Raw genomic sequence first — 25,692 nt, 5'->3', positions numbered from 1 at the left:
CATCCGAAATGGGCTGCATATCGATCCCCTAAGTTTGAGGACTGAATAAGACTTTAGGAAGCAATAGTGGAAGGAAAATTTTTCAAAAATTCTCGGATCTTTTCTCCGAGGTCCTCTAAACGGAAAGGTTTTCCTAAATAATCGTCCATGCCGGCTTCTGCACATGCTTTTCTGTCTTCCGGGCTATCATGGGCAGTGACTGCAATGATCCAAGGAACCTTTTTGGCGCCGGGTTTCTTCTTTAGGATCCTTGCAGTTTCTAATCCGCTCAATTCCGGCATTTGGATATCTAAAAGAAGAAGATCCACATCTTTCTCCTCCCAATAAGCCAAGGCGTCTATTCCGTTGGAAACAATCGTACATTGTAATCCTAACTTCTCCAGCATTTTTTGGATTAACTTTTGGTTTACGGGATTGTCTTCCGCGACAAGTACTTTCAGTTCCCTATGTTCGGAAAAATCGAAATTACTTCGATTTTTAGATTCTGCTATTTTAATTTTTTCCGAAAGATCCGCTTTTGGAAGGGTCATTTCTAAAACGAATCTGGAACCTCTCCCTAATTCACTTTCCGCGAATATATTCCAATCCAATGCCTTACAGATCCTTTTACACAAAGAAAGCCCTAAACCTGTGCCACCGTATTTTCGGGAAGTGGAAATATCGGTTTGAGAAAATGCTTCGAATAAGGCCTCCATCCTATTTGTTTCAATGCCTATACCGGTATCTTTTACACTTAAAGAAACTGTAATATCGATCTCGCTTTCGGATCTTAACTCCAATTCTACGGTAATCCCACCTTTTTCCGTGAACTTCAAAGCGTTGGAAACTAAATTGGAAAGAATCTGTCTGATCCGTATGGAATCCGATTTTACGTCAATACTTTCCCTTGCAGGGGGAAAGATCGTTTTAAATGCCAATCCTTTCTTAAATGCCTTGTCGGAGGCTTCTTCCGCATATCTTTCCAGAAGAGAGATCATGTCGAATTCTTTAAAACTAAAATGTAAGGAACCGGATTCGGCTTTGCTGAAATCAATTACGTCATTGATCAATCGGATCAGATGTTCGGAACTCTCCGTTAAGGAATTTAAATATTCCTTATGAAGTTCCGGATCCTCAGTTTGATGTAGTAGATCGACCATTCCGAGGATACCATGTACAGGTGTCCTGAGTTCATGGTTCATATTGATAAAGAATTGTTCTTTCGCTTTTTGTAATTCTAATGCCACAGCCTGTAGTTGGATCAGCGACTGAGTTTTTGCATCTAACTCCATGAAAGAAACCACTGAATTTGCCAGCGCTTCTAAAGCTTGTATTTCCACCTCGGATATTTTTTTAGGTTGTGTATCTAATACACATAAGGTGCCCAGAACGTAACCATCAGGGGTTCTTAATGGAGCGCCGGCATAGAATCTAATATTCGGTTCATTTAAAACAAGGGGATTTTCCCGGAATCTATCATCGTTTAAAGCGTCTTCGACAACCAAAACTTTATTTTCGTAAACGGCAAATTGACAAAAGGAAATTTGGCGAGGAGTCTCTTCGACATTTAGACCCATTCTAGCCTTGAACCATTGCCTTTCTGAATCGATGAGGGAAACCAATGCAATAGGTGTTCCACAAATTAGGGAGGCAGCCTTGATAATACCGTCGTATTTTTCCTCGGGCAGAGTATCCAGAATTCTATAACGTTTTAATGCATGTACCCTTTCGTCTTCGTTTTTGGGTAAGGGAGCGACGCTATAAGGAAGATTTTCCATAACCAAATACGATACTCTTTAGGACGAAAAAATAATGTAGTATAATCTACTTTTAAAAGTAAAAACACAAGCATTTATCCGATCAATAATTTATACTTAAGGTTAATCATGTATCACTTGAAAATTACGAATTCCTAAGATTTTACCTTGGGAAAGGATCTCCTGCAATTTTCGAATATCCCGTCTCGTATTTTTGAATATCTTGCAGAAGATCCAGGATCCGAAAATTTTATATAATCCGGACAACTCCATTTGACTTGTAAAGAGGATCTTAGTATCCGTATCGGAACCTTTTGGGTCAGGGTAGAAGGAGAATGTCTCGGTCTGATCCGAAAATCTACTTTTGATCCGGAATACCAATCTACTAGGATATTTTGATTCTATAATCCTGTATTCGAACTTACACGGGAAAAACCAAAATCTAACTTTTACTTGAAAACCGGAAGTACTTTCATTCTTCTTAAAAGAGAGGATGTTTCCAGACCAGTCCGGAAAACGTTCGAAATTAGAAACGTAATCGAACGCTCTACTTAAAGAGATCGGCACAGTAAAAGCAATCGTTGTCGTCGCCATGGAAACTTCTCTCTTACCTTAAAAAGAATTCCCTTAAGACTCTTTTTTGAGTCCAATGTAATATAGGGAGGAAATATGGGTTTTAGACGAATAACCGGAACAAGAATCGCCGAAAAAACTATCGAGGGTGGAGGATTTCCAGTCCGCAGACCTTTTCCAGTTCCGCAATTTTCTTATTGGGATCCTTTTTTGCTTTTGGACGAAATGGGACCGGTTGTTTATGAACCTGGTAAAGCGATCGGAGCTCCCGATCATCCTCATAGAGGTTTTGAGACCGTTACGTATCTATTGTCCGGAGAAATGGAACACAGAGATTCCTGGGGACATGCCGGAAAATTAAAAGAAGGTGGAATTCAATGGATGACTGCGGGGGCAGGCCTTGTGCATTCGGAACTTCCTTCGGCTGATTTTCAATCCAGAGGCGGAAGAATGCACGGATTCCAGATATGGGTCAATCTCCCAAGGGATAAAAAACTTATTTCCCCGAAATACCAGGAAGTGGATTCTTCCGAGTTGCCTGTGGCAGAAAAAGACGGTGTTTGGGCAAAGGTGATCGCAGGAGAACTTTGGGGAACGAATGCAGTGATCCAAACTCAGACACCGATTACGTTCTTCCATTTGAAACTTTCTCCGGGTTCCTATGCCGAAGTGCCTGTACCAAAAGATTATAATATTCTGGTATATCCTTTCGTGGGGGAAGGTACTGTTATTGATACGGATGCCGAAGTCGATCTCGTAGAAGGGGAAACAGTCTTCTACCAAGGGGGAGAAGGTAGTATAGGCCTAAGAGCTCCTGAAAATTATGCCTGGGAAATTTTGATCCTTGGAGGACAACCTTTGAACGAACCTGTGGCACGTTATGGCCCTTTCGTGATGAGCACTCCTCAAGAGATACAACAAGCCTTCGAAGATTATTCGGCTGGAAAAATGGGGACAATATAATTCCCCATTCATGGAAGAAACCCAAACCAAAAAATTAGCAGTGATCGGCGGCGGCGCCGCCGGTTTTTTCGGAGCCATCCAGACTAAAATTCTTTCGAAAGAACGAATATCTGTCCAACTATACGAAAAATCCCCTAACGTATTATCCAAAGTGAAAATTTCCGGAGGAGGACGATGTAATGTCACCCATTCCTGTTTCGATCCGGAAGAATTGTCCAAACGTTATCCAAGAGGGGAGAAGGAACTCAAAAGAGCATTCGAGATGTTCCAGCCCAAGGACACGATCCGTTTTTTCGAATCCAGGGGAGTAAAATTAAAAACGGAAAGTGACGGTAGGATGTTCCCCGTCACCGATAATTCCGAAACCATCATCAATTGTTTATTGGAAGAAGCGAAAAGATCCGGAGTCAAGATACGTACTAAAATTTCTATATTAGGAATTTATAAAAATGAAGATCCGAACGGTAAAAGGTTCAGGATACAAACCGAGGAAGGAGAGGAATATTTCGATTTCGTTCTGGTCGCAAGCGGTTCTTCTCGTAAAGTGTGGGGATGGCTGGAAAATATGGGACACACTATAGAATCCCCGGTCCCTTCTTTATTCACATTCGAGATATCAGATCCGTTATTGGACGGATTCCAGGGACTGACAGTTCAGGACGTAGAAATCATATTCAGAAATTCTAAACTAAAACAAAAAGGACCGATCCTTTTTACTCATTGGGGATTAAGCGGTCCTGCGGTCCTAAAACTTTCCGCTTGGGCGGCACGTGAATTATTTGATACCGATTATAAAGCGGAACTGCTCGTAGATTGGGTGCCTAATCTCTCTAGACAAAAATTGAGGGAGATATTTTTGGAGAAAAAAAAGGATAGTCCTGCCAAAAAACCAGCAAGTCGTTCCGAGTTCGATCTCCCGTCCCGATTTTGGGAAAGGGTCTGGGAGAAGTCCTGCGGTCCCGAAAAAAGATGGTCCGAAATCTCTTCCAAAGAATTACACCAAGCGGAAGAAATTTTAAAGAGAACCGTCTTGAAAGTTTCCGGCAAGGGAGTTTTTAAAGAAGAGTTTGTGACTTGCGGAGGAGTTCGCCGCAGAGAGGTGGATTTTTCCAAAATGGAAAGTAGACTCCATCCAGGGCTTTATTTTGCGGGAGAAGTATTGGATATAGATGGGATTACGGGCGGATTCAATTTCCAAAATGCGTGGACCACTTCTTATATTGCGGCAAAAGCTATGGCTGATATTTAGTTCCAAGGGTCCGGATAAGAACTAAACCCTAATCGATTTCCGTCGGGATCCTTAAGATACTTCGTAAAATCCGTTTTTTCTATAAATGAATTTCCGAATAAGGAATCTATCAGATCTCTTTCTTCCTTTTTTGTGGCGGAGAAGATCAAAGCATGGGGAGCTTTGGATATTTCTTCCTTTTCGATCATGATACGGACGGTTCCCGCTAAAAACCAAGAAGATCTAAGTCCACCCTCCCGGTAAAAATGATCTTTTTCGAAGGATAATCCCGGGATGGATATATAAAAATTTTTTAATGTTTCAGGGTTTTGAGTGGAGATCGCGATATGATGGATCATTCCATAATCACCAGATCCGAATATTCTGGGTGCCGCTTCAGATAGGTTTGTACAAAAGAACAATTCGGGATAACTTTTTTCGTTTCGGCCCTTGCAGTCTTTAGAGCAGCTTCCGCAAGCTGGGAAGCGATCCCTTTCCCTCTAAAATCGGTCGGAACAAAGGTATGATACAGGTCCCAAACATGGGAGCCTATCTCCCTATAAACTAGGTGAGCTTCTCTTCCGTCTTGTAGGATCAGGAATTTTTTGCCGGCGACATCGTGTTGGACTGAGTTCATTTTGCCCTCTATGGATTCGACTCTCTTCGGGTAAGCTTTGCAGAGCTAAAACAATATAAATCGATCAAGTTTTAAAAATCAAGCAAACGGAGGTTCCGCCGATATTTTTCAGATCAAGCTCGGCCTTAAGTTGGTTGCATAAAGAACGAATGATCATTAATCCCAATGAGGAATCCTGGTCGTATTTTTTGGAAGAAGTCTGGCCGAACCATTCTTGGATGCCAGGCATTCCTACACCGTCGTCTTTCACGGTAAGATGGATCTTATTCTCCTTTACCTTTAGCTGAACGAAAATATTCCCTTTGGCTTCGCTCGGGAATGCATGTTTTAGGGAGTTTGACATCAACTCGGTTACGATCAAACCGCAAGGGATCGCCTTTTCCATAGAAAGTCTAACTGGATCTAGATCCGCATCGAAGCCGATCCGATTCCCGGACGGAAAATAAGAAGTAACTAGGTGTCTTAAAAGGGATTCCAAATATGTCTTCATGTCCACATTCGCAAATTTGTCCTGCTTGTAGAGATGATCATGGATCATCGCCATTGCAGTAATCCTATTCTGTGCCTTGGACAGAATTTCGGAAGTAGCCGATTCGCCGGAATACATGTTTTGTAAGTTCAGCATTCCGGAAACGATCTGTAGATTATTTTTGACCCTATGGTGGATCTCGTGAAGTAATACTTCTTTTTCCCTTAAATTTTCCTCCAAGGTCCTTTCTATTTCAATCCTTGTTGCGATCTCTTTTTCTAGAATACGCTTAGATCTGTATATATGAGCTTTTCGTAATCTAAGATTGGTAAGGTATTCGTGTCTTCTTTGTACACTTTCCTGTAATCCTCTCATTAGAATAGTAAGGGGAACACATACGATGGTATTTGCTATTAGAAAGTTCAAACCAACGACATATAATCTTTCCGGAGCCATGTGCCAAGGAAGGTTCATGTAAAATTGCGCTCTGGATGCAATAAAGACCGCGATCATATTCGCCAAAAGACCGAGTAGAGAAGGGCTCAAACCGAATAAAACTCCTGCAAGTACCGGAAAGGGAAACAACCAAAGTAATCCTCCACCTTCCGGTCCTACAAATATCAAAAGAGATAGTCCTAAACAATAATTCATCGTAAGGACTAAGGTAGCTTTAACGGAAAAATTTATTCCTTTAACCAATAGAAGAAGGTAAACCAATCCAAGTGAGAACGAATCTATCCACAATACTTCCGTCTTACCTTCCTTCCATGCGAGATACACGCTCGGAAAATACACCACTGTCCCAAGTATTGTCATAGTGAATAAGATAGAAGTTAAGATGAGTTCTCTCCAAAAGGAAAGTCCGGAAGAGACCGGAGCTTTTGGAGTTAGATATCCTTGGATCGATTTGAAAATCCGATCAAGTGGACCGGACTTTTGTCCTTTTTCCATATTTGTTATGAATAGACTACTGGAATCTATCAAAACAATGATACTCTAGTTCGAATAAAAAGCGGTAGAGAATTTTAATTGTTTCTATTTTCATAATGAATTATGTAAGATCCTTTTTCTCTTCTTTAAGTAATAGGTGGAAATCGAATGAATATTAGACCCTTATGGTTAGGCTTTTGATTTTTCAGTCATCTAGATCGTTTTTTAAAACAATTTTTCGTCGTGAAAATTGCACGTTATTCGAAAGACTGAGCGATTCTTAGGATAAAAAAAAGAGGCCCGAGGACCTCTTTCAAGTTGGTAGTTAGGTATAATTGGTATGACTTATTTTTTAGAAATCGCTCCGTCCAAGGAAAGTTTTCCTCCTCCCTTGATCACTAATGCTAAGGAGATCGCTACCATCAGTAGATGGAATTCGAAACCTTCTCCTTTTTGGCTTCCTGCCCAGTTCATAAAGAAACCGTATTCTGCGTGAGGTAGTATTGCTACCGTCATTGCGACTCCGATCCCTGCTGCGGCAACTCTTGTTAGAAGACCGGAAAGTAATCCGATTGGCCCCAAAAATTCTGCGATAAATAAAAGTATTACTAAAAAACCCGGAAATCCTGCACCGGTTAAGTATGCGTATGTTCCGGAGAATCCGTATCCGCCGTACCAACCTAGTACCTTTTGTGCTCCATGTGGGAACATCACAACTGCGAGAGTCACTCTTAGGATTAACGATGTTATATCCGCGTCCGTTTTGAGAATATTCTGAATCATGCTCACCTCCTAAATGATTCGTGTTCATATAGTCTATTGGTTAATAGTTTATTATTAAAGTAATGGGCCGAAAAATCCAAAAAACATAGATCCCTCCTAATTATTACGCGGTTTTGAGTCCGACAGTCTTACAGATCTGTCCTAAATTTTTGAGTTCTTCATCGCTGAGGCAGGACATCTTGCCCTTCAGCTGTTCCAAATAATCAGGGAAAGAAGTCCCGATGAGCTCCTTTCCTTTGTCGGTAAGATTGATAATAAAATAACGTCTGTCCTCTTCGCTTCTAACTCGGAGTACTAAATTTCTTTTTTCCAAATTGTCTATGATCTGCGTGATATTTCCCTCGCAGGAAAATATTTTTTGACCGATCTCTTTTTGGCACATCGGGCCCAGATGGTAAAGAGTTTCCAAACATCCGAATTGGCCGCTTGTCAGATTGTATTGGCTGAGGAATTTTTCCTCCATTGTGCGGATAGAATCCGCACAACGACTCAATTTGATGTAGGCATCGAGCACCTTTACATCCCTTGGTTTTCCTTTATAATGAGTGGCCATAATACTTTAAGATTGAACTATTAATGTATAGACATCCCAGAAAGAAAAAAGTCAACAAAAAAAGAAGATTAACCCGGTCGATTACGCCCCAGTGGGGTCCCAACAGGTCCGGAAGTCTTCATTCCAGGTTTCCATTTCAATCAGATCCGGCTCACTGAGCTTAAAATCGAATACTTGGGAATTTTCCAAGATCCTTTCTTTTTTGACCGATTTAGGGATAACTACCAGGCCTTTGTCGATTGCCCATCGGATTAGGACTTGCGCGGGAGTTTTTCCGTATTTTGATGCGAGCGCAGCGAGTTTAGGGTCGGAAATTTTTTTGCCATGGGCGAGGGGGCTATAAGCTTCCAGCATTATATTATTTATTTTGCATGTGTTCAATAGTTCGTTTTGATTTAGGAATGGATGGTATTCTACTTGGTTCACTGCGGGAACGATCTCCGCATATCGGAATAGTTCCTGTAAATGTGGAACGGTATAGTTGCTTACTCCTATCGCTCGGACCAAACCTTCTTTATATGCTTTTTCTAATTCTATCCAGGCTTGTTTTCTGGTACCTGCAACCGGAAAATGAATTAGGTATAGATCGATCGTGTCCAGACCTAAGGTCTTTAAAGATTCATCCAAATATTTTCGCGGATTTTTTTGGTCGCTATTCCATAACTTTGTTGTGATGAATAATTCCTTTCTGGGGACTCCGCTCTTCTTGATCGCTTCTCCCACATCGGATTCGTTCCCGTAAATTTTTGCGGTATCTATATGCCTATATCCGAATTCAAGTGCATTTAAAACAGAATCTATACATTCTTTTCCGGATCTTGTTTTCCAAACTCCCAGCCCTAAGACCGGCATCTCAACTCCGTTGTTAAGCCGGACGGATTGATCTAATACTAAATTTTGCATTTGTTTTTTTAGACTCCTGAAAAGAAAGATCGGGTGATCCTTATCCCGAAACTATGTGATTTATTTTTTGGGGGAAGAAGCTAATTCCGAGAATGTCAGGGATTCTTCTCTTAAGTTCATGACGGACTCCAGAACATTCTCCGCAAATACCAGATCGTTATACCCCGGACCTTTTGGTAACCAGGAGCCCAAGGTTATAATTCCCAGAAGTTCCGCATCTCCCGGGAGTTGTTTTGCGGAAATATTTACGGCTTGGACATTGTAAAGAATATCCAAAAAGTTCCTTTGCCTGAGTCCATTAGAAGATTTTAATGCGACACATAGGATCTGATTATCTTTTTCCATTCGGATCGTGCGTACGTTTCTAATGTAAGTAATAGGGATACTTCTTTCCTTGTATAATAAACTGCTTAAAATGGGGATCCTGGTGGAGTAACGTAACTTTAATTCGAATGAATTTGCGATTATTTCCGTTTTTTTGAATAAAATAAAAATAGTCATCACGGTAACGACCCCCAAAAAGATCGCCGAAAACGGAATAAAGAAGATGAGAAAGATCAGATTTTCGGAATTTCCAAGGAAAGAATGTAAGATCGCGAACCATGCTCCGTAAAACAATAACGGAACTAGGATGGTAATGAAAGTTTTTCCTGCAGATTTAGGTTCTATAATTTCGATCTTAGTTCCTTGGTCTTTAGATTCCGTTTTCACCCATGGAGAAGGTTCAATTATTTTTGGATCTTGCCTTTTAGGTATATCTTTTGTTTCCGGATCGGTGAGGAGTAGTTCGGATCTGTCCCAAATCGGAAGCGGAAGTTTTGTTTTAAAAAATTCTAATCCTTTTTTAAGAGAGTCCGCATCTCGGAAAGTTTCCAACAAGATACACCCTCCGTCTCTATGTAACAAATACAAGTCCCAGTATTTCCAAGTGCTGCCGGTAGAAGAGCTGCTACCGGAAGAGGAAGATCTTTCCATTCTGAACAATATCATATAAGAGATAAATTCGGAAAGAGGAAGTTCTACATCGGATTTACCAGTCTCTCTTACGGAAAGTAAATAAGTATCCGTTTGGATCTCTATGGTTCTTATTATATGAGATGCTTTTCTGTAACTTCTCATCGTAATGATAAAAATAGTAACGAGCGAAATACAGAAAAAGAATCCGAATCCGGGGAAGATCTTATCTTCTGCTGTGAGGAATAGCACACCGAAAAAAAAGGAAGCAATACTTCCGAATACGCCGAAAGTTAAGATCCCGATAGTGAATATACATCCGCTCGAATAGGGGTTTTTGGTTTCTTTACGAATTCTATCCGATTCGGATATCCAAGAGTCCAAGCTCATAATAAAAAGACCTGAGATTAGGGAAGACTCTAGGAAAATCAATTTTAAAACGAATCCTTCTTGCATTTTGGTTCGGATCGGATTCTTTGTTCGTCATGCAAATTAGTACTGCTATTTCGGATTTAGTATTGGCAATCTTTGCCGCATGGGCCGGTCTTTCCGTCCAGTCTTCCGCTAAAGGAAACGTTTCTAAAAAAGGAGGAGCCTACGGTCTTTTTTTGATCGGTTTAGGAGCTCTTCTTGGCGTGGTTTTTTTCTTAGGAGGAAATTGGATCAGCCCCATCTACAGACCAATCGTTCATATTGCAGGTGTGGTCGGAGTTCCATGGATCGGGATCGCTTTTTTCCATGCCGGCTTCGGAAAGATAGACGGAAAAACTTGGAATCTGCTTAGCCTGATCCTATTAGTTTTAGCTATATTAAGTTATCTTTATCCATTAGGTTTGTATTCCACTTTGATCGGAGCGATTGCGTTGATCGCTGTTTTAGTGGTATGTATCCAAAAATACAAAGGATCTAATAAAACGACCGCATTGTATGGGATTGCAGGAGCGCTTCTATTCATTCTATCCGGACTTGTGATCGGAACCGTTGGAACGATTGCAGGACTCCCTAGAGTGGATCTCTTTCATTACGGATTAGCTGCCGCCTCTTATTGTTTAGGTTATTCTTTAAAAAGGATCGGATAATATTCGAAAACGCCGCAAAGTTGTATTCGGCCGCGGCGTTTGCCCACCTTTTTATTCTACGATCCTTTCTTCGGATTTTTCTAATATACGATTTTTTACCGAATTCGATTTCGGATAAATTTCCTCAGTTCCGGTATCATTTTGTTTTGAGGATCTATGGGAAATTTCAGGGAGCAATTCTATCGAGATCGATCTGGTTGCTCCTGCGGCCGGCTTTGTAAAATTGGCCAAGGTATCCCCTCCTTTGATGATCGTGTGATTAGGTTGATTGAGCACGGCAAATATTATATGTTTTGCATATGTTAGTCCGGCTCTGCTTCTGGGAGGAGCTAAAGGCTCCATAGGGATCCATCCGAAGGAAGGATGCCATACTTCCGCGATCTTATGATTTAGCTCTACTTTTTCTCCTACAGGGAGCCAGTTCCAAGCCATTCTCGCCGGTATCCCGGCGCTTCTTAGTAGGGAGATTTGAGCATAACTATGCTCCGTACAAGAGCCGTGACCGTTTTGAAGAACTGTAGGTGCAGGATCAAATTTTCCATCCTGTTTATATACCATATTCTTACGGATGTATTTATACACCGCTTGGATATATTCCTCCACATTCGGGGCGGTAGACTTGAGTTCTTCTTTGATCCGAACGATCTCAGGATCGGAGATCTTATAAACGGAAGCATCTTCAAGATACTGTTTCCATTCGTTCGGTACTTTCCAATCTTCCCAAGGAGTTTGAAAGCGAGAGAGGCCTGAATCTATATTATATCTTACTAATTTAGCTGAATATACGGTTTCTTCCCAGGTTTGTCCCGAACTTAAGGCGGGGATCGGAATAATCAAGGTGCGATTATTCTGTTTGTCTTCGGTTAATTTTCCGTTCGGATAGAATTTTTCATCGTTCAGCACTTGGGAAGAAGTTTCCTGAGGCGGAATAGCTACGGCAATTTCCGTTTCCGGAGAATTTTCTTTCGGAGTGATCTTTAAATTGAAACGTACCATATCTCTGCTTGGCGAGAATCGATAGCTTAAATTTCCTTTTAATACGAGATTTTCCTCTTTTCCGGAATAATAATCGTTACCGATCCGTATTAGATTTTGATAAACTCCCGATTCCGGACTGAGAACCACTAGATCGTTTTTAAAACAGGATAGTTTTCCGGCTTCTTTTGATCCCAAATGGACCGTAAAACTGTTTTTGATCCGGTTCAAAATCGGATCATAAGAATGAAGATTTGTACCATCCTTGGAATACCAAAAGAAAATCTCTTTTCCGGAACAATCGAATGCAAAGGGTACTTTAGGAAGAGGCAAATCCTTTTGTTCTATCTCCGTTCCGGTTTCCTTATCATACAGAATGAGTTTATTTTCTCGGATCTCGAAAAGTTTTCCTTGGAGAAAGCCTATATTTCCCCAAGCGACTCCTGTTTGGTAAAAAGGGATCTTTTTCTTAATTTCGAACGAGCCGTTCTGCAATATGATGATTTCTTTTTTAAGTCTTACGTAAATTTGCCCTTCTTCCTTATCGAATGCAAGACCTCTAACCGTTTCCTTTAGATCCAACCGATTTGTAGTTCCACTCTTAATGTTTCGGATGATCAAACCTCCCGTGTTCTTTCCGTTCGTATCCGGAAAATTGGCGGGTAAAAAAAGTTCTTCTCCTATCAGTAAACTTCCTTGAACGGATTTGATCTTTTCTTCGGGAGCTAAGGGAGAAGGTGAGAATATTTCAGGAATTGCGGCTTCCCATTTCATGGAAGAATAAGCGGGTTCGGAAGCCAATTCAACAACGAATAAACAAAGGAATAGGGGGATCGAAAAAAGAGGAAGTCGTAAGCAGTTCATCCGTTCTTTGGACGGATTTCAGGTATAAAATCAAACCGGCTTAAGCAGGGATCTGTTCGGAAACCTGGGTCACCCAGGAAGCATAATAGTTGGATAATGTTCTGAGGAACATGAGGTCCATATCATTCTCCGTCCCGATGGCACGTAATGCGTTTGCATACTGTGTCCTGAAATCGGTCAGAGTCGCAGTGTCTTGGATGTAATTTCGCATAGACTGAGCCTGTTCCGGACCAAAGCCGTATTCGGTAGACCATTTATCGATCAGGGTCCCGCAGTTGTACTTTCTGGAAAGAAGGATTTGGGCCAAAATATTTCGGAACATATTCTCGATGGAGACGATCGTGATCTCTCTATGATTGATCGAGATCTCAGTGATGATATCGTCCTTTTTATCTATCACTGCCTTGGAAGTCCCCATCTTATTGAAGTATTTGGAAAGGTCGTTATAAGCTCTAAAGTGTTTTAAGATCAGTTCCCTATCTTTTACATCCACCGTTCTTTGGTCTTCCGGATGACTCATCTCTTGAAGGATAGACTCTATCACTTGGAACATGATATCGAAAGTAAACTGAGTGGACTTACCTAATAAATATCGGATCTCATTTTGAAAAGCTGCATGAATAGAAGCAAAGAACGGTTCTAACTTTTCCGGGCTAAGGACGGTAGAAGTTTTGAATACGGAGATCATGTCCCGAACAAACTTTGTTCTGTCTAGAATCGGGAAAAGTTCCGGGTGATTGGAATGGGTACGAATAAATGTCTCTTTAACTACTTTGACCGCGCCTCCCCGAACTTCTTCACTTCGAAACAATACTCGATAGAGAAGAACTGAGATCTCTCGGGAAGTTTTTTTATCTTTCAGAGTTTTTAAGTCGGAAGTTTCGAGATTTTCTCTACTTCCTGCATGCTTGCTCTGGATTTCTCCCATAAAATGGTTATGCCGACTTTCCCGAACGATTGTTAGGTCGATCTTGGTACGAAAAAGTTAATTGTAAAGCAGATTTGATTGATAGGGTAGAAATCCCATTGATTTTTCATCCGAGCGTTCGAAAATCGAGCGAAATCTATGCAAAAAATTATCGGACCCGAAAATCAAGTTCACTATGGAGTGTGGGATGGTCCGATCGAATTCAATCATCTTGATTTTAGTCTTCTGGATTTTTTCGGGAAAGAGATCAAAGGGCTTAAAAAGAAGTTCGCGTTCCATTCTTTCAATTATCTAGGGATCTTGATGGAAGATTGTTTGGTCGGGATCGCGGCTGTAAGCCTAGGCTATGCGTATAACGTGTTTGCCTACCTGTATAAATTCGATCAGGGTAAGGTTTACGAATTCGACGTAAAAGGACCCGACTTAGGTCTTGCCTTAAAATTCCCAGCCAATCCGGATGAATATACAATCTCTTTCAAAAAGGGAAAGTCCTTCTTGAATATCCGAAAGTCCCATTCGGAAGGGAAACTTCTACTCGATGCAAACTTTGGAAATAAACTGGAGATCTCCGGAGAATTTCCTTACTCTCTTAGCACTCATAATCCTCTGAGAGTGTTAAATCCGTCCGAGCCTAGTCGTTGGACTTTTACTGAAAAATGTTCTCCTTTAGTTCCTGATCGTATCAGTGTCAAATATGAGAAGAAGGAACTGGTCCAAGATCCTTCCAGGACTACAATGGTCTATGACTGGTCCGGCGGTTATTTGAGAAGAGAGACAAATTGGTACTGGGCCGCTTTCTCTTCGGTTCTTCCCGACAGGACAAAGATCGGAGCTAATTTCGCTGCCTTAGTAAACGAAAGTTTTTTTCCCGAAAATGCCTACTGGATCGATTCCGAAAGACAAAGAGTGAGCAGATGTATATTCGATTTTTCTCATAAAGATCCTTATAAACCGTGGAGACTTTGGGACGAAGACGGACGGATCCGTTTGGAATTCGAACCCAAGGGGGAGAGAAGGGAAAAAGTGAACCTGATCTGGACTAAATTGTACTTCAGGCAATTTGTGGGAAAATTTTCAGGAAGTTTCAGGCCGGATAAGGGAAGGGAAGTCCAGATTAAGGATGTCTGGGGTTTTACGGAATTCCATAGATCCCTTTGGTAGTATTCGAAATTTGAAATCGCTCCGTATTCTATCCATAGATCTTTTGCGGGGTTTGACTGTTGCCGGAATGATCCTAGTGAACAATCCCGGGACTTGGTCCAATATGTATTGGCCTCTCAAACATGCAAAATGGGACGGATGTACGCCTACGGATCTGGTGTTTCCTTTTTTTCTTTTCGCAGTAGGCGCTTCCATTCCTTTTTCCATATCAAATGGAATACAAGAATTTCCTAAAATACTAAAGCGTGCATTCATTCTGGTCTTTCTTGGGTTGGTCTTGAATTTTTTCGGTGAATGGAGTTTTTCCAATCTTAGATTTCCGGGAGTTTTGCAAAGAATAGGATTTGCCTATTTTTTCGGGGCTGTTTTATACGGAGAGAAAAATCTAAAAGTCAGGATCTTTCTATTTTTATCATTATTGGTCGCGTATTGGTATTTATTGGAATTTGTACCTCCTCCCGGAGCCTCAGAACCCAGTATGAAAGAAGGAAAAGACTGGGGGGCTTGGATAGACAGACAATTATTCGGCCAAGCACATTTGTGGAAATTCGGTAAAGTCTGGGATCCGGAAGGACTTTTAACTTCCTTCGCGTCTATCGTATCGGTCTTCTGCGGGATCTTTACTGGCGAATTCGTAAAAGTCTCTTCGGAGAGGAAAGAATCTCCGCTTTCTGTGTCCGGGAAAATAGCGTTAGGCGGGTTTATCTTATTACTGGTAGGTGGGATCTGGGGAATATATTATCCGATCAACAAAAGTTTATGGACAGGGACTTATTCTCTTTGGACCGCGGGCTGGGCTCTGGTCGTTATTTCTCTATTTACAGTTTTAGAAAAATATAATATATTTGGATTTGGTAGCCTACAAAGTTTTTTACTTCCATTCGGTAAGAACGCTTTATTGGTATTTTTCGGTTCGGGGATATTTGCCAGAAGTTTGAATATCATCATGGTCACTTCTCCGGAAGGAAAAAAAATTCCATTGAAGAACATGATTTACCAAGAATATTATAAAAGTTGGATAGAATCTCCCGAGTTGAGTTCTTTCCTATATTCGGTTACCGTGCTGGTCTTATGGTTTTTGATCCTTTTCCTTTTGGATAAAAAGAGATTATACTGGAGAATTTAAGGACCGACCGAGTGTTTTACCTCGGCAAGAAGGTCTTTGTTGTTAAAAGTTGAAATTTGATAATAAAAATAAAAACGCCGCTTCCCCAAGGAAAAACGGCGCTTATAAAATTCGAAAAATTAGAAATTAGATCTTTTCGATTACGGTTGCGATCCCCATTCCTCCGCCTATACAGAGCGTAATGAGTGCGTAACGTTTATTCCTTCTTTCTAATTCGTCTAGTGCGGTCCCGAGAAGAATAGCACCGGTTGCTCCTAAAGGATGTCCCAAAGCGATCGCTCCTCCGTTTACGTTGATCTTTTCCAGAGGGATTCCGAGAGTTTTTTGGGTATAAAGCACAACGGAAGCGAATGCTTCGTTGATCTCCCAAAGATCGATATCTTCTACTTTAAGACCCGCCATTTGTAGAGCTTTTTTGGAAGCGGAAACAGGTCCGGTTAACATGATGGTCGGGTCCTCTCCCGTTGCAACTGTGGAGAGTATCTTTGCCCTCGGTTTTAACCCGTATTTTTTGATCCCTTCGTCGTTAGCGATCAAAACGGAGGCTGCACCGTCCACGATCCCGGAAGAATTTCCTAGCGTATGAATATGATTGATCTTTCCTACCTCAGGATAGGATCTTAATGCGATCGCATCTAATTCTTTTTCTCCGATAGTTTTGAAAACCGCTCCTAAGCCCGAGAGGAATGTGTAGTCCGATTCGATACGAGGATTCTCATCGGTATCTACTACTGTTCCATCTTCTAATTTAATAGGAATGATCGATTTTTTGAATGCGCCTTCTTTTATCGCTTTGTCCGCTTTCAGCTGGGAAGATTCCGCGAATTTGTCCGCTTCTTCCCTGCTGATATCGTATTTGGTTGCGATCAGGTCCGCAGAAATTCCTTGAGGAACAAGATTATAATGTTTTTGTATATTAGGATTTCCTATATTAAAATCCCGGTCCCCTAGGTCCGCTCCCATTTTTACACGGCTCATGGATTCTACTCCACCGCCTAACCCCACGGGAATTGCTCCTGATTGGACATGGTTTGCGATATTGTTTACGGCTTGTAATCCGGATCCGCAGAAACGATTTACCGTATATCCCGGAACGGAATTAGGCCATTGCGCAGCCATAACCGCATAACGAGCTATACATGCTGCTTGATCGTCCACTTGAGAGACACAACCTAAGACAACTTCTTCTACGATTTCCGGCTTTAATCCGTTTCTCTCTTGGATTGCTTTTAAAGTAGAGGCCGATAATTCTTGCGGGTGAACCGAGGCAAGTGTTCCCCTTTTTTTACCTTTCCCTCTCGGGGTGCGAACCGCATCGATTACGTATGCGTTGGACATAGTATTTCTCCTATAACGAAAGCCGTTCGGTTATTCTTGAACTTATGTTCAAAAACGAAATATGCTTCCAGCTTTAGTTTAGAAGAAAGGAGGGAAAAGCAAGCTACTTCTTTTTATCCGAAGATTACTTTATCAAAGACCCGAAAATACCAGCAGTCTCCTTTTAAGTTTTCATAAAATCCGTTATGACCACCGTACTTTTGGATATATATCCTAAGCTTGGAACTTTTAGGTAGTTCCCTGAATTCGTCGGGGCGTATGATAGGATCGTCGGCGGATGTAACTATAGTTAGATCCACTTTAAGTTTTTCGAAATCTTTTGGTCCCAATGTATAGGAATTAAAATAGTCGTCTGAATTTTTAAACTCAGAGGAGGATGCAACAATTCGATCCGTCATTTCCATAACTGTTTTCCCCTGCATGATATTTTGATAAGGATGTAGATCGGGGAAATGAACGTTCTTTTTCGCCAGAGATTGTCTCCATTTATCCAAGAAATACTTTCCTATAATCAGCTTAGAATCCATCATTTCCGTCGCGGACTTCGGATGAAGCGGAGGGCTCACTGCTATACAATGTTTTAAATTCGGGATACTTTGTTTGTTTCTGGAATGTTCTCGTGCGACCCGAATTGTAAAATTACCCCCCATAGAAAATCCGCCCAGGTAAACGGGAAGTTTAGGTCCGAATTCTTTGGCAACTTTGCGGATCGCTTCGTATGTCTCTCGTATTAAACTTCCATTAAATGGTTCCGGATTCAGATGATGAGTATTCCCATGATCTCTTAAGTTCAACCGGAAGATCGAAATTCCCTTGTCGTAAAATCTTCTGGAAGTCCTTTGGATATAATTGGAATCCATACTGCCTTCCCAACCATGTATAAGTACGAGTAATGCTCTATTATGTATAGACTTGGAATAATGACCTAATAAACGAACACCTTTCCCCGCATCTATAACCACCGGAGAGGCGGCCTTATCCATGGGATGGTCAGGAATATTCTGCCTCATTAAGGAAGCGAGAACGGTTTGAACAAAAGGATGCCTGAGATGGATCGGAGGTTTAAAGGGACGAAGTGTGTCCATGTCGACAATTTTACGGATCAGTTCTTGTTAGACAAGCATTCGTCGGAGAAAATCGGAAAGAACTTTGTACAATTGTTTCGGTTGGAATGGTTTACTGATAAAACCTTCTTTTCCATGTTGAGTACATTTTTCATAAGCTTTGGACAAGGAACTAACGGTAACTGCGAAGATAGACGTTTTTGTATTAGAAGAATTTAAAGCGTCTGTCGCTTCCGCCGTATGATATCGGTCCATCTCCGGCTTTTGTAGATCCTATAGGATCAAGTCGTATTTTTTATCGTTCGTATCTAATTATTTTTTTGCTTCTCTAGCGCATAAGGCTAAGTCGGTTTTGATGTTTTACTCAAATGTTTCGATAGGATCTTCACATTGATCTCGTTCATCTTCGCAATAAGGACTTTAAATCATTTAGGATAACGAAGATCCGGAAAAGGACCCTAGTTCTCTATTAGAAGATACTAAATCCGTAGAGAAAACTGGGGATATACTTGAAAAAGGAAAGTTGGAACAGAAATTTTTTACCGTAAGAGAAAGTGAAAAATACTTCGATCAGGGAATCTCTTCCTCAGTTCCGAAGTTTAAGAATTCATTTTCAGGATTTTGAAGGGTTCGTTCCCAAATTTCCGATCTTGAAGAATAGGTTTCTAAAATTTCCGACTCTTTTTGCCTGGATTCCAGCTTTTTACATAGGTCCAGGAAGGGGTCACGAAGGGAAGAAGCTCCACGTATGCTCATATCCAGATTTTCCAATAATGAGACTCAGTATCAATAAAATCTTTTCCTTTTGAAAATTTTTCTGTTGACATAGGAAACAATAAAAAGAGATTTTGTTTCCTATGGTTGGAAACAAAATACACTATAAATGTTTCCTTTTGGGATTTATGCAACAAAGACAGAAACGATCGACCATTCATAACATGTTAAGCTTAGGCATTTTCTTAAGCGCTCTTTCTATCTCCGGAGATACAAGGGACGATTTGGAGAAGGAAGGAGTTTGGACCACCACTTCTCTGATCCGTTATTCTTTAGAGAATTCAGTGCAGGCAAAAATGAGCCGACTCGATTTGGAAAACTCGGAGTATGATTGGGAGAAGGAGAACGGTAAATATAATTTTATCGGGACCTTAACCGCCAATACTCAAAAGACGAATAACTTACCGCTTCCTCAATACACTCTGCAAGGTAGAGAGATTACAAGCAATACGATCTCCGCTGGTCTATCAAAAGTTTTTAATACAGGAACCACCGCGAGTGTAACGGTGTCCGATAACCGTTACGAAACAGACGCGGGGAAAAGACCGGAACAACAAGGAACGATCGCCCAACAATTCGCGCAACCAAGCCTTCACTTTGCGAATCTTGGTTTCTCTTTGAAGCAGGAATTATTGAAGAATATTTTCGGATACCAGCAAAGAAGATCCTTAGAGATCAGTAGGAGAAATTCCGCAGTCAGAAGATTGGATGCGATGAATAATCTGTCCAGGTCCGTGGTCCAATCTCTATTATCTTTTTGGAATTTGTCCTTGGCGGACGAAAATCTCAAAACCGCAGAGTTACTGGTCAAGAGTGTGAAGAATGTAAAGGACATTACCACCTCCAAAGTGCGTATGGGAGTGGCGGAAGATTATGAGTCCGGGCAATGGAACGCACTTTTAATTACTGCGGAAAATCAACTCAGACAAGCGAAACTGGAGAAGGATAGAGTTCGCAGGGACTTATTGGTCTCTCTCGGAAAAGATCCGGAAACTAAAGTGAATTTTTCCTTGGTGCTGGATGATTCTCTTCCTTCTTTGGGAGCTGAAGATTCCGAAACGGAGGAAGCATTTCAACATCGATACGATTTCAAAAGTATCGCATTACAAAAACAGAATGCGGGGTCCGCTCTTGAGATCTCTAAAAACGGATTATTACCTTCTCTTTATGTGAGTGGTACTTATAATTCTCGCGAATATGATCGTAATTTTCCGCAGAGTTTTGACGGTATTGGCGCCGGAAGATTTACCCAAAATTCCGCAGAGATCAAGATGGATTATCCTCTTGGGAACGATACTGCAAGGGCGGAATATAAGAATTCCTTAACACAAAGCAGAAAGTTGGACCTACTCTTGGAACAAACAAAAGAGCAGGTCAAGACGGATGTAAGACAAGGATTGCAGAAAATCGGTACCACTTACGAGATCTTGGAAGAGTCCAAGAAAAATCTCGTTCAAGCGGAGAAGTTTTACTCGGGCATTCTGCCCAGATACCGATACGGAAGGGCCACATCCGTAAACGTTAAGAACGCATTGGACCTAGTAGCTCAGGCTAGATACGGACTGATGCAGGCTAAAGTGAATTATAACTCGGCGCTCGTACAATACGAGCTCTCTAAAGGTACACTATTTCGCAAATACGGAATGGATGCCGAAGAAGTTCTGAACCAATCCATCGGAGATCAAAAATGAATTTTGCAGAGCTATCGATCAAAAGACCGATATTTATTACCTGTACGGTTCTCATCATTCTTGTTTCAGGATATCTTTCCTTAAACAAATTAGGTGTGGACCTTTTTCCTAACGTAACCATTCCGGTAGTCACTGTGACTGTGCCTTATCCGGGAGCGGCCCCCAACGAGATAGAAACTCTGATCGCAAAACCTGTGGAAGACGAACTTTCCACGATCTCCGGAGTAAAAAGGATCCGCTCTACTTGTAGTGAAGGATCCGGAACCATTATCCTCGAGTTTACTTTGGAAACCGACGTAAAATACGCGGAACAACAGGTGAGAGATAAGGTGTCCGCGGTAAAACCTAAATTGCCTAACGATATTAAAGAACCTGTGATCAGAAGGATAGATCCTGCCGATCAGCCTATCATCATTCTCGCATTAAATGCGAACCTAAGCGAGGCACAGATCTACGATATAGCGAACGAAGAGATCAAACAAAATCTTTTAACCGCAAAGGACGTAGGAAATATCACGATCTATGGCGGGAGAAAAAGAGAGATCCATGTCGAATTGGATAGGCAAAAATTAAGACAACATATGATCCCTGCCTCCGTGGTTTCCAATCGTTTGGCTTCCGGCGGGACAAATATCCCTGCAGGTAAGGTGAGTAAAGCTGATTCCGAGTTGGTATATAGGACCATCAACGAATTCAAATCTCCGCAAGAGATCAGAGACACTCCAATTTCCTTATTCGGGAACGAGGTTCCGGTTAAGATCGGACAATTGGGAGAAGTAGTGGATACTTTAGAGGACGAAAGCACTCGCGCGTACTTTAACGGTAAGAAGGCAGTCTTTTTGCTGGTGTTCAAACAATCCGGTTCGAACACAGTTGCGGTCGCTCAAGAAGTGAAAAAGAGGATCGATGATCTGAACAAAGAGCTCGCCAGAAGAGAAGGCGGAGCTGTTCTTTCCATCGCAAACGATAACTCCATTCAGATCGACGACAATATCTACGACGTAAAAGAAACGATCATCATTGGTATCGCACTTACGATTTTAGTAGTTCTGTTATTTTTGGGAAGCGTAAGATCCACGATCATCACAGGACTTGCATTGCCTAACTCGCTTTTAGGCGCGTTCATTTTGATGGCGGTGGCCGGATTTACGGTTAACGTGATGACACTCCTGGCATTAAGTTTGGCTGTTGGACTTCTCATAGACGACGCAATCGTAGTTCGGGAGAATATTTTTCGACATAGGGAGATGGGTAAAACCGCAAGAGAAGCTTCTACAGAAGGAACAAAAGAAGTAACATTGGCGGTAATAGCGACCACTATGACTGTGATCGCGGTATTCTTACCGATCGCATTCGTAAGCGGTGTAGTAGGGCAGTTCTTAAGAGAATTCGGACTGACAGTATGTTTTGCTCTTTTGATCTCTCTATATGACGCTCTTACAATCGCTCCGATGTTATCCGCTTACTTTGGCGGAAAAATTTCGGGATCTCATGCACATACCGCTCATGGGAATTCTTCCGCTTCTCCGGAATTCTTGAGTGTTCCCACAGAAGGAAAGAAAAAGAAAAAAAACGTCGCTACTACAACTTTGGAAGAGATTGCATTCTCCAAGATCAGAGCGCAAGAGGCTCCGAAAGGATTTGTATCCAGAATATTCTCCGCTTTATTCGAACTCTTGAAATTGGTCTTCGGAGTTTTAGGAAGAATTCTTTCCCCTATCGAAAAAGGATTAGATTCCGTATTATCCGGATTTAACGTATTCCAAACTTGGTTGGAGAACGTATATGCAGGAGTTTTAAAATTCACTTTAAAACGTCCGGTGTTCATCTTAAGCGGAGCGGTATTGATCTTTGTTGCTAGCTTGATGCTGACTAAGTACATTCCTAAAACATTCTTACCTGCGCAAGACCAAGGAAAATTCCAAGTTACTTTGGACATGCCGCCTGGTACTTCCGTACAAAAAATGGCGGAGATCGCTCAGGATGCTTACAAAGAGATCTCTTCTCATAAAGAAGTAAAATTGGTAGCGATGTTCAATACGAACAGGACAACCACCATGTTCGTGGAAATGATCCCGGCAAAAGAAAGGAATATGAACACATCCCAATTCAAGGACCTTCTTCGTAAGGAATTGGAATCATTCTCCTATGCAAATCCGATCGTTAAGGATGTGGATAACGTGGGCGGAGGACAAAGACCGTTCACTTTGGTAGTCAGCGGACAGAACGGAAAAGTGGTGGAAGAATATTCCAGAAAACTTTTCGAAAGATTAAGAGAATCTAAAGCACTTTTGGACGTGGACACAAGTTACAGAACGGGCGCACCGGAATTTAGAGTTGTGCCGGATCGTCAGAGAGAAGTTCTACTCGGTATCCCCGGTACTGTGATCGGAACGGAGTTGCGGACTCTCGTGGAAGGAACGACTCCTGCCGTTTATCGTGAGAACGGAGTGGAATACGATATTCGTGTTCGATTGAAAGAAGGGCAGAGAGATCTAAAGGATAACTTCTACAATTCTTTCGTGCCAAACTTCAATAATATGATGATCCCGATCCAGAACGTTGCAAAAGCGGAAGAGACCACAGGTCTTGCAACGATCAACCGAATGAACAGAAACCAGTCCGTGGAGATCTATGCGGACGTTAATCCCGACGGACCTGGAATGGGGGGAGCCATGGAAGAAGTTGCAAAACTTACCCAAACGGATTTGCCTCTTCCTCCTGGAGTTCGTATCGGATACACAGGACAGGCGGAGAACTTTAAGGAGATGGGAACTTCTCTTGGGATCGCTATGGGCCTCGGAGTGTTATTCATCTACATGGTACTTGCTTCCTTGTATGAAAGTTTTATCACACCTATCGCGATCATGTTGGTGCTTCCTCTAGCACTTTGTGGCGCGTTTATCGCTCTATTTATAACGCAAAAGTCTTTGGATATTTTCTCTATGATCGGGCTAATCATGCTCATCGGGGTGGCTACCAAAAACTCGATCTTACTCGTGGACTTCACGAATCAGCTCATCCAAAGGGGAGTGGAAATGAAAGAAGCGATCATAGAAGCGGGAAGAGAACGTCTTCGTCCGATCTTAATGACCTCGTTCGCTTTGATTGCGGGAATGGCTCCTATCGCGATCGGATTAAACGAAGCGTCCAAACAAAGGACGAGTATGGGAGTTGCGATCATAGGCGGATTGATCTCTTCTACGATACTAACGTTAGTAGTGGTTCCAGCGGCGTTTTCTTATATAGAGAAGCTGAACCAGTTGGTCCGTAGAAATTCTCCGGATCCGGATGCACGATAAATATCATGAATTTCTCCGAGAAAAAAGATAGGCTCCGAGTATTACTCGGGGCATCTCGGGTCTTTCAGCGGAGAGGTTATGCGAAAACGAGAATGGAGGACTTCGTAGAAGAGTCGAAAATTGCAAAAAAGACATTAGTTGAATATTATCCGAACAAAGAAGAAGTTTTAAAGGCTGTTGCCGATTATCGTCAAACAAGGGCCGCCTGTAAATTGAAAAGAATTCGAAACAATCAAGCTCTGGACTTCTCCAAACGATTCGTAAGGATGAGAAAGGAGTTATTGGATGTTTGTAAGCCTAGCCAATTCGAGTTATGGAAGGAATTGCAGGATCAAATTCCGGAAATATGGAGAATGGTGAAGGCAAAAAGAGTCCAAATCATAGATAGAGAGATTGAAAGCTTATTGGACGAGGGTAAGAAATTAGGAGAATTCAGAGCGGACTTGAGGCCCGACTTGTTCATCATGGCATTAATCGCCTGTTCGGACGCGATTTATAAGTGGGAACAAAGCCCGACCGAGCGTCGGGCCAATATAACCGAACTGGACAATATTTTTCTTTATGGCATAATACGCAGAGGAAAGAAGACGTTAAAATCGTCTTGAGATTGAAAAATCGTTTCCTAAGCGAAAGGGGGATAATAAAGTGCATAGCGCCGTGGAACAGGAACTAACCCAAGAGAAGGACGAAGTCCGTCAGAGAATATTCGAAAAATCGTTCGAGCTATTTTTACGATACGGTTTTGCGAAAACTCGAATGGAAGAGATCGCCCGAACTCTTAGGATCAGTCGCAAAACACTTTATAAACACTTCGCCAATAAACATGAATTGTTAAAAGAAGTGATGACTGATAAACACCTCAGAATTCACGGACGTATCGAAGGGATCTTTCAGGACCCGGAAAAATCCATTAAAGAAAAGATCCAGTCGATGAGAGGTTGTCTTTCCTCTGAGATCCCTCACGGAATGAATGAATTTCTAAGAGAGATCCGTGACCAAGCTCCTGACATTTGGAAACAAATACAGTCTCTAAAAGAAAAAAACATCAACAGAACGATGAGAAAGATGATCGAGACCGGCATCAAGAACGGGGAAATTCGTTCCGATGTGAATCCGGATATTGTGCTCCTCATCCATTCAGCAGCCTCCGAAGCAATGTTCGATCCTAACTTCTTAGCACAGACTCCCTATTCTATCCGAGACCTGGTCCAAGAGCTGGACAATATTATCTTTTACGGGATCGTAAAAAGAGACGATCTCTAGGATTTTACATTTCGATTTCATAATTTACGTTCGAAACGTTTCTTTTTTTCCTAAAAAGATTCGCTTAGTTTCACCATTTTTCGGATCTTACCCGTTATAACCGATTTCCGTCAAAGGCGGTTTCGGATATTTTTTTCCAATGAGCATAATCCTTTTTTTTCTCGGATGGATCCTCTCGTCCGTTTTTGTATACTTTCTTTTCTTACGATTGAAAGGACCAGGTAGAATAGGTACCGTACTTCTATCCGTAACTGCCCCTTTAGTATGGATGGGGATCGTTTCCTTTCTACTTACTATGCTTGGGATCTATAGCATAGAGAAGATCATTCTTTCTTTATATATTTTTTTTGTTCTTTCTGCCGTTTGTGTATTTTCCTTAAGAAAAGTAGAGGTCCGTA

Annotated in this window: 24 protein-coding genes; 9 read left to right on the top strand and 15 right to left on the bottom strand. The window is 41.6% G+C overall.

All coding sequences use genetic code 11. The annotated features are described in order from the left end of the window. Window positions 1–53: 53 nt before the first annotated feature. Both LEP1GSC192_RS15865 and LEP1GSC192_RS15860 read right to left on the bottom strand, forming a co-directional pair. Entirely contained in the window at window positions 54–1,757 is a 1,704-nt protein-coding gene (locus LEP1GSC192_RS15865) for a response regulator (protein WP_020770990.1), read from the bottom strand. 102 nt (window positions 1,758–1,859) lie between these two features. Next, window positions 1,860–2,330: an SRPBCC family protein gene (locus LEP1GSC192_RS15860; RefSeq protein ID WP_036090591.1), complete on the bottom strand. Its 471-nt coding sequence runs from the start codon at window positions 2,328–2,330 to the stop codon at window positions 1,860–1,862. A 75-nt stretch (window positions 2,331–2,405) separates the two neighbouring features. Between LEP1GSC192_RS15860 and LEP1GSC192_RS15855 the strand changes: the two genes are divergently transcribed. Continuing rightward, on the top strand, window positions 2,406–3,272 hold the full coding sequence (locus tag LEP1GSC192_RS15855) for a pirin family protein (RefSeq protein ID WP_020771018.1): 867 nt from the start codon (window positions 2,406–2,408) through the stop codon (window positions 3,270–3,272). 10 nt (window positions 3,273–3,282) lie between these two features. Then, complete coding sequence (locus tag LEP1GSC192_RS15850) at window positions 3,283–4,521, top strand: NAD(P)/FAD-dependent oxidoreductase (RefSeq protein WP_020771000.1); 1,239 nt, start codon at window positions 3,283–3,285, stop codon at window positions 4,519–4,521. On the opposite strand, the gene LEP1GSC192_RS15845 is transcribed toward LEP1GSC192_RS15850, so the two are convergent. The 7 genes from LEP1GSC192_RS15845 to LEP1GSC192_RS15815 form a co-directional block, all read right to left on the bottom strand. Beyond that, complete coding sequence (locus LEP1GSC192_RS15845; protein WP_020770994.1) at window positions 4,518–4,859, bottom strand: VOC family protein; 342 nt, start codon at window positions 4,857–4,859, stop codon at window positions 4,518–4,520. The two genes, LEP1GSC192_RS15850 and LEP1GSC192_RS15845, sit on opposite strands and share 4 nt — an antisense overlap. Next, window positions 4,856–5,137 (bottom strand): GNAT family N-acetyltransferase, encoded by a 282-nt coding sequence (locus LEP1GSC192_RS15840; RefSeq protein WP_020770987.1) that lies wholly within the window; start codon window positions 5,135–5,137, stop codon window positions 4,856–4,858. Before LEP1GSC192_RS15840 ends, LEP1GSC192_RS15845 begins: the two co-directional genes overlap by 4 nt. 64 nt (window positions 5,138–5,201) lie before the next feature. After that, window positions 5,202–6,557 (bottom strand): sensor histidine kinase, encoded by a 1,356-nt coding sequence (locus LEP1GSC192_RS15835; protein WP_020771007.1) that lies wholly within the window; start codon window positions 6,555–6,557, stop codon window positions 5,202–5,204. Window positions 6,558–6,881: 324 nt separating this feature from the next. Beyond that, window positions 6,882–7,319: a DoxX family protein gene (locus tag LEP1GSC192_RS15830; RefSeq protein WP_020771010.1), complete on the bottom strand. Its 438-nt coding sequence runs from the start codon at window positions 7,317–7,319 to the stop codon at window positions 6,882–6,884. A 103-nt stretch (window positions 7,320–7,422) separates the two neighbouring features. Beyond that, window positions 7,423–7,872, bottom strand: coding sequence for a MarR family winged helix-turn-helix transcriptional regulator (locus LEP1GSC192_RS15825; protein WP_020771002.1), 450 nt, complete (start codon window positions 7,870–7,872; stop codon window positions 7,423–7,425). Between the two features lie 81 nt (window positions 7,873–7,953). Continuing rightward, a complete protein-coding gene (locus LEP1GSC192_RS15820) occupies window positions 7,954–8,775 on the bottom strand; it encodes an aldo/keto reductase (protein WP_036090587.1) in 822 nt (273 codons plus the stop codon). A 60-nt stretch (window positions 8,776–8,835) separates the two neighbouring features. After that, the gene (locus LEP1GSC192_RS15815) at window positions 8,836–10,185 is read right to left on the bottom strand and encodes a hypothetical protein (protein WP_036090585.1); all 1,350 of its coding nucleotides are present in this window, start codon (window positions 10,183–10,185) and stop codon (window positions 8,836–8,838) included. A gap of 29 nt (window positions 10,186–10,214) precedes the next feature. Here LEP1GSC192_RS15815 and LEP1GSC192_RS15810 point away from each other — a divergent pair, with 29 nt between their 5' ends. Next, window positions 10,215–10,808, top strand: coding sequence for a hypothetical protein (locus LEP1GSC192_RS15810; RefSeq protein WP_020771005.1), 594 nt, complete (start codon window positions 10,215–10,217; stop codon window positions 10,806–10,808). 51 nt (window positions 10,809–10,859) lie between these two features. Here LEP1GSC192_RS15810 and LEP1GSC192_RS15805 read toward each other — a convergent pair whose 3' ends face one another. Together LEP1GSC192_RS15805 and LEP1GSC192_RS15800 are read right to left on the bottom strand one after the other, a co-directional pair. Next, window positions 10,860–12,647 carry a transglutaminase family protein gene (locus tag LEP1GSC192_RS15805; protein WP_020770992.1) on the bottom strand — a complete coding sequence of 596 codons (1,788 nt, stop codon included), beginning with the start codon at window positions 12,645–12,647 and terminating at the stop codon, window positions 10,860–10,862. Window positions 12,648–12,687: 40 nt separating this feature from the next. Continuing rightward, a complete protein-coding gene (locus LEP1GSC192_RS15800; protein ID WP_020770988.1) occupies window positions 12,688–13,575 on the bottom strand; it encodes a hypothetical protein in 888 nt (295 codons plus the stop codon). 138 nt (window positions 13,576–13,713) lie between these two features. Between LEP1GSC192_RS15800 and LEP1GSC192_RS15795 the strand changes: the two genes are divergently transcribed. Beyond that, entirely contained in the window at window positions 13,714–14,736 is a 1,023-nt protein-coding gene (locus LEP1GSC192_RS15795) for a DUF2804 domain-containing protein (protein ID WP_020770993.1), read from the top strand. Continuing rightward, window positions 14,696–15,862: an acyltransferase family protein gene (locus LEP1GSC192_RS15790; protein ID WP_081603615.1), complete on the top strand. Its 1,167-nt coding sequence runs from the start codon at window positions 14,696–14,698 to the stop codon at window positions 15,860–15,862. The genes LEP1GSC192_RS15795 and LEP1GSC192_RS15790 overlap by 41 nt, the downstream gene beginning before the upstream one ends. Window positions 15,863–15,988: 126 nt before the next feature. On the opposite strand, the gene LEP1GSC192_RS15785 is transcribed toward LEP1GSC192_RS15790, so the two are convergent. From LEP1GSC192_RS15785 to LEP1GSC192_RS15770, 4 genes are all read right to left on the bottom strand, one after another. Next, window positions 15,989–17,200 carry an acetyl-CoA C-acetyltransferase gene (locus LEP1GSC192_RS15785; RefSeq protein WP_020770996.1) on the bottom strand — a complete coding sequence of 404 codons (1,212 nt, stop codon included), beginning with the start codon at window positions 17,198–17,200 and terminating at the stop codon, window positions 15,989–15,991. Between the two features lie 113 nt (window positions 17,201–17,313). Continuing rightward, complete coding sequence (locus tag LEP1GSC192_RS15780; protein ID WP_020771012.1) at window positions 17,314–18,285, bottom strand: YheT family hydrolase; 972 nt, start codon at window positions 18,283–18,285, stop codon at window positions 17,314–17,316. A gap of 27 nt (window positions 18,286–18,312) precedes the next feature. Continuing rightward, the gene (locus LEP1GSC192_RS20100; protein WP_020770982.1) at window positions 18,313–18,519 is read right to left on the bottom strand and encodes a response regulator; all 207 of its coding nucleotides are present in this window, start codon (window positions 18,517–18,519) and stop codon (window positions 18,313–18,315) included. A 315-nt stretch (window positions 18,520–18,834) separates the two neighbouring features. Next, window positions 18,835–19,020 carry a hypothetical protein gene (locus LEP1GSC192_RS15770; RefSeq protein ID WP_020770986.1) on the bottom strand — a complete coding sequence of 62 codons (186 nt, stop codon included), beginning with the start codon at window positions 19,018–19,020 and terminating at the stop codon, window positions 18,835–18,837. 101 nt (window positions 19,021–19,121) lie between these two features. Between LEP1GSC192_RS15770 and LEP1GSC192_RS15765 the strand changes: the two genes are divergently transcribed. From LEP1GSC192_RS15765 to LEP1GSC192_RS15750, 4 genes are read left to right on the top strand one after another with little or no spacing between them, the layout of a single operon-like run. Beyond that, window positions 19,122–20,729, top strand: a complete 1,608-nt coding sequence (locus LEP1GSC192_RS15765) for a TolC family protein (RefSeq protein WP_036090581.1) — start codon at window positions 19,122–19,124, stop codon at window positions 20,727–20,729. Next, window positions 20,726–24,031 (top strand): efflux RND transporter permease subunit, encoded by a 3,306-nt coding sequence (locus LEP1GSC192_RS15760; RefSeq protein ID WP_020771013.1) that lies wholly within the window; start codon window positions 20,726–20,728, stop codon window positions 24,029–24,031. Before LEP1GSC192_RS15765 ends, LEP1GSC192_RS15760 begins: the two co-directional genes overlap by 4 nt. A 5-nt stretch (window positions 24,032–24,036) precedes the next feature. Further along, window positions 24,037–24,636 (top strand): TetR/AcrR family transcriptional regulator, encoded by a 600-nt coding sequence (locus LEP1GSC192_RS15755; protein ID WP_020770998.1) that lies wholly within the window; start codon window positions 24,037–24,039, stop codon window positions 24,634–24,636. A gap of 40 nt (window positions 24,637–24,676) precedes the next feature. Next, the gene (locus LEP1GSC192_RS15750) at window positions 24,677–25,294 is read left to right on the top strand and encodes a TetR/AcrR family transcriptional regulator (protein WP_020771009.1); all 618 of its coding nucleotides are present in this window, start codon (window positions 24,677–24,679) and stop codon (window positions 25,292–25,294) included. Window positions 25,295–25,692 lie beyond the last annotated feature (398 nt).

It is taken from the genome of Leptospira sp. B5-022 (assembly GCF_000347035.1).
Lineage (GTDB): Bacteria > Spirochaetota > Leptospiria > Leptospirales > Leptospiraceae > Leptospira_B > Leptospira_B cinconiae.
The sequence above is the reverse complement of the archived record's forward strand: the minus strand, read 5'-3'. Positions and strand labels throughout refer to the sequence as shown.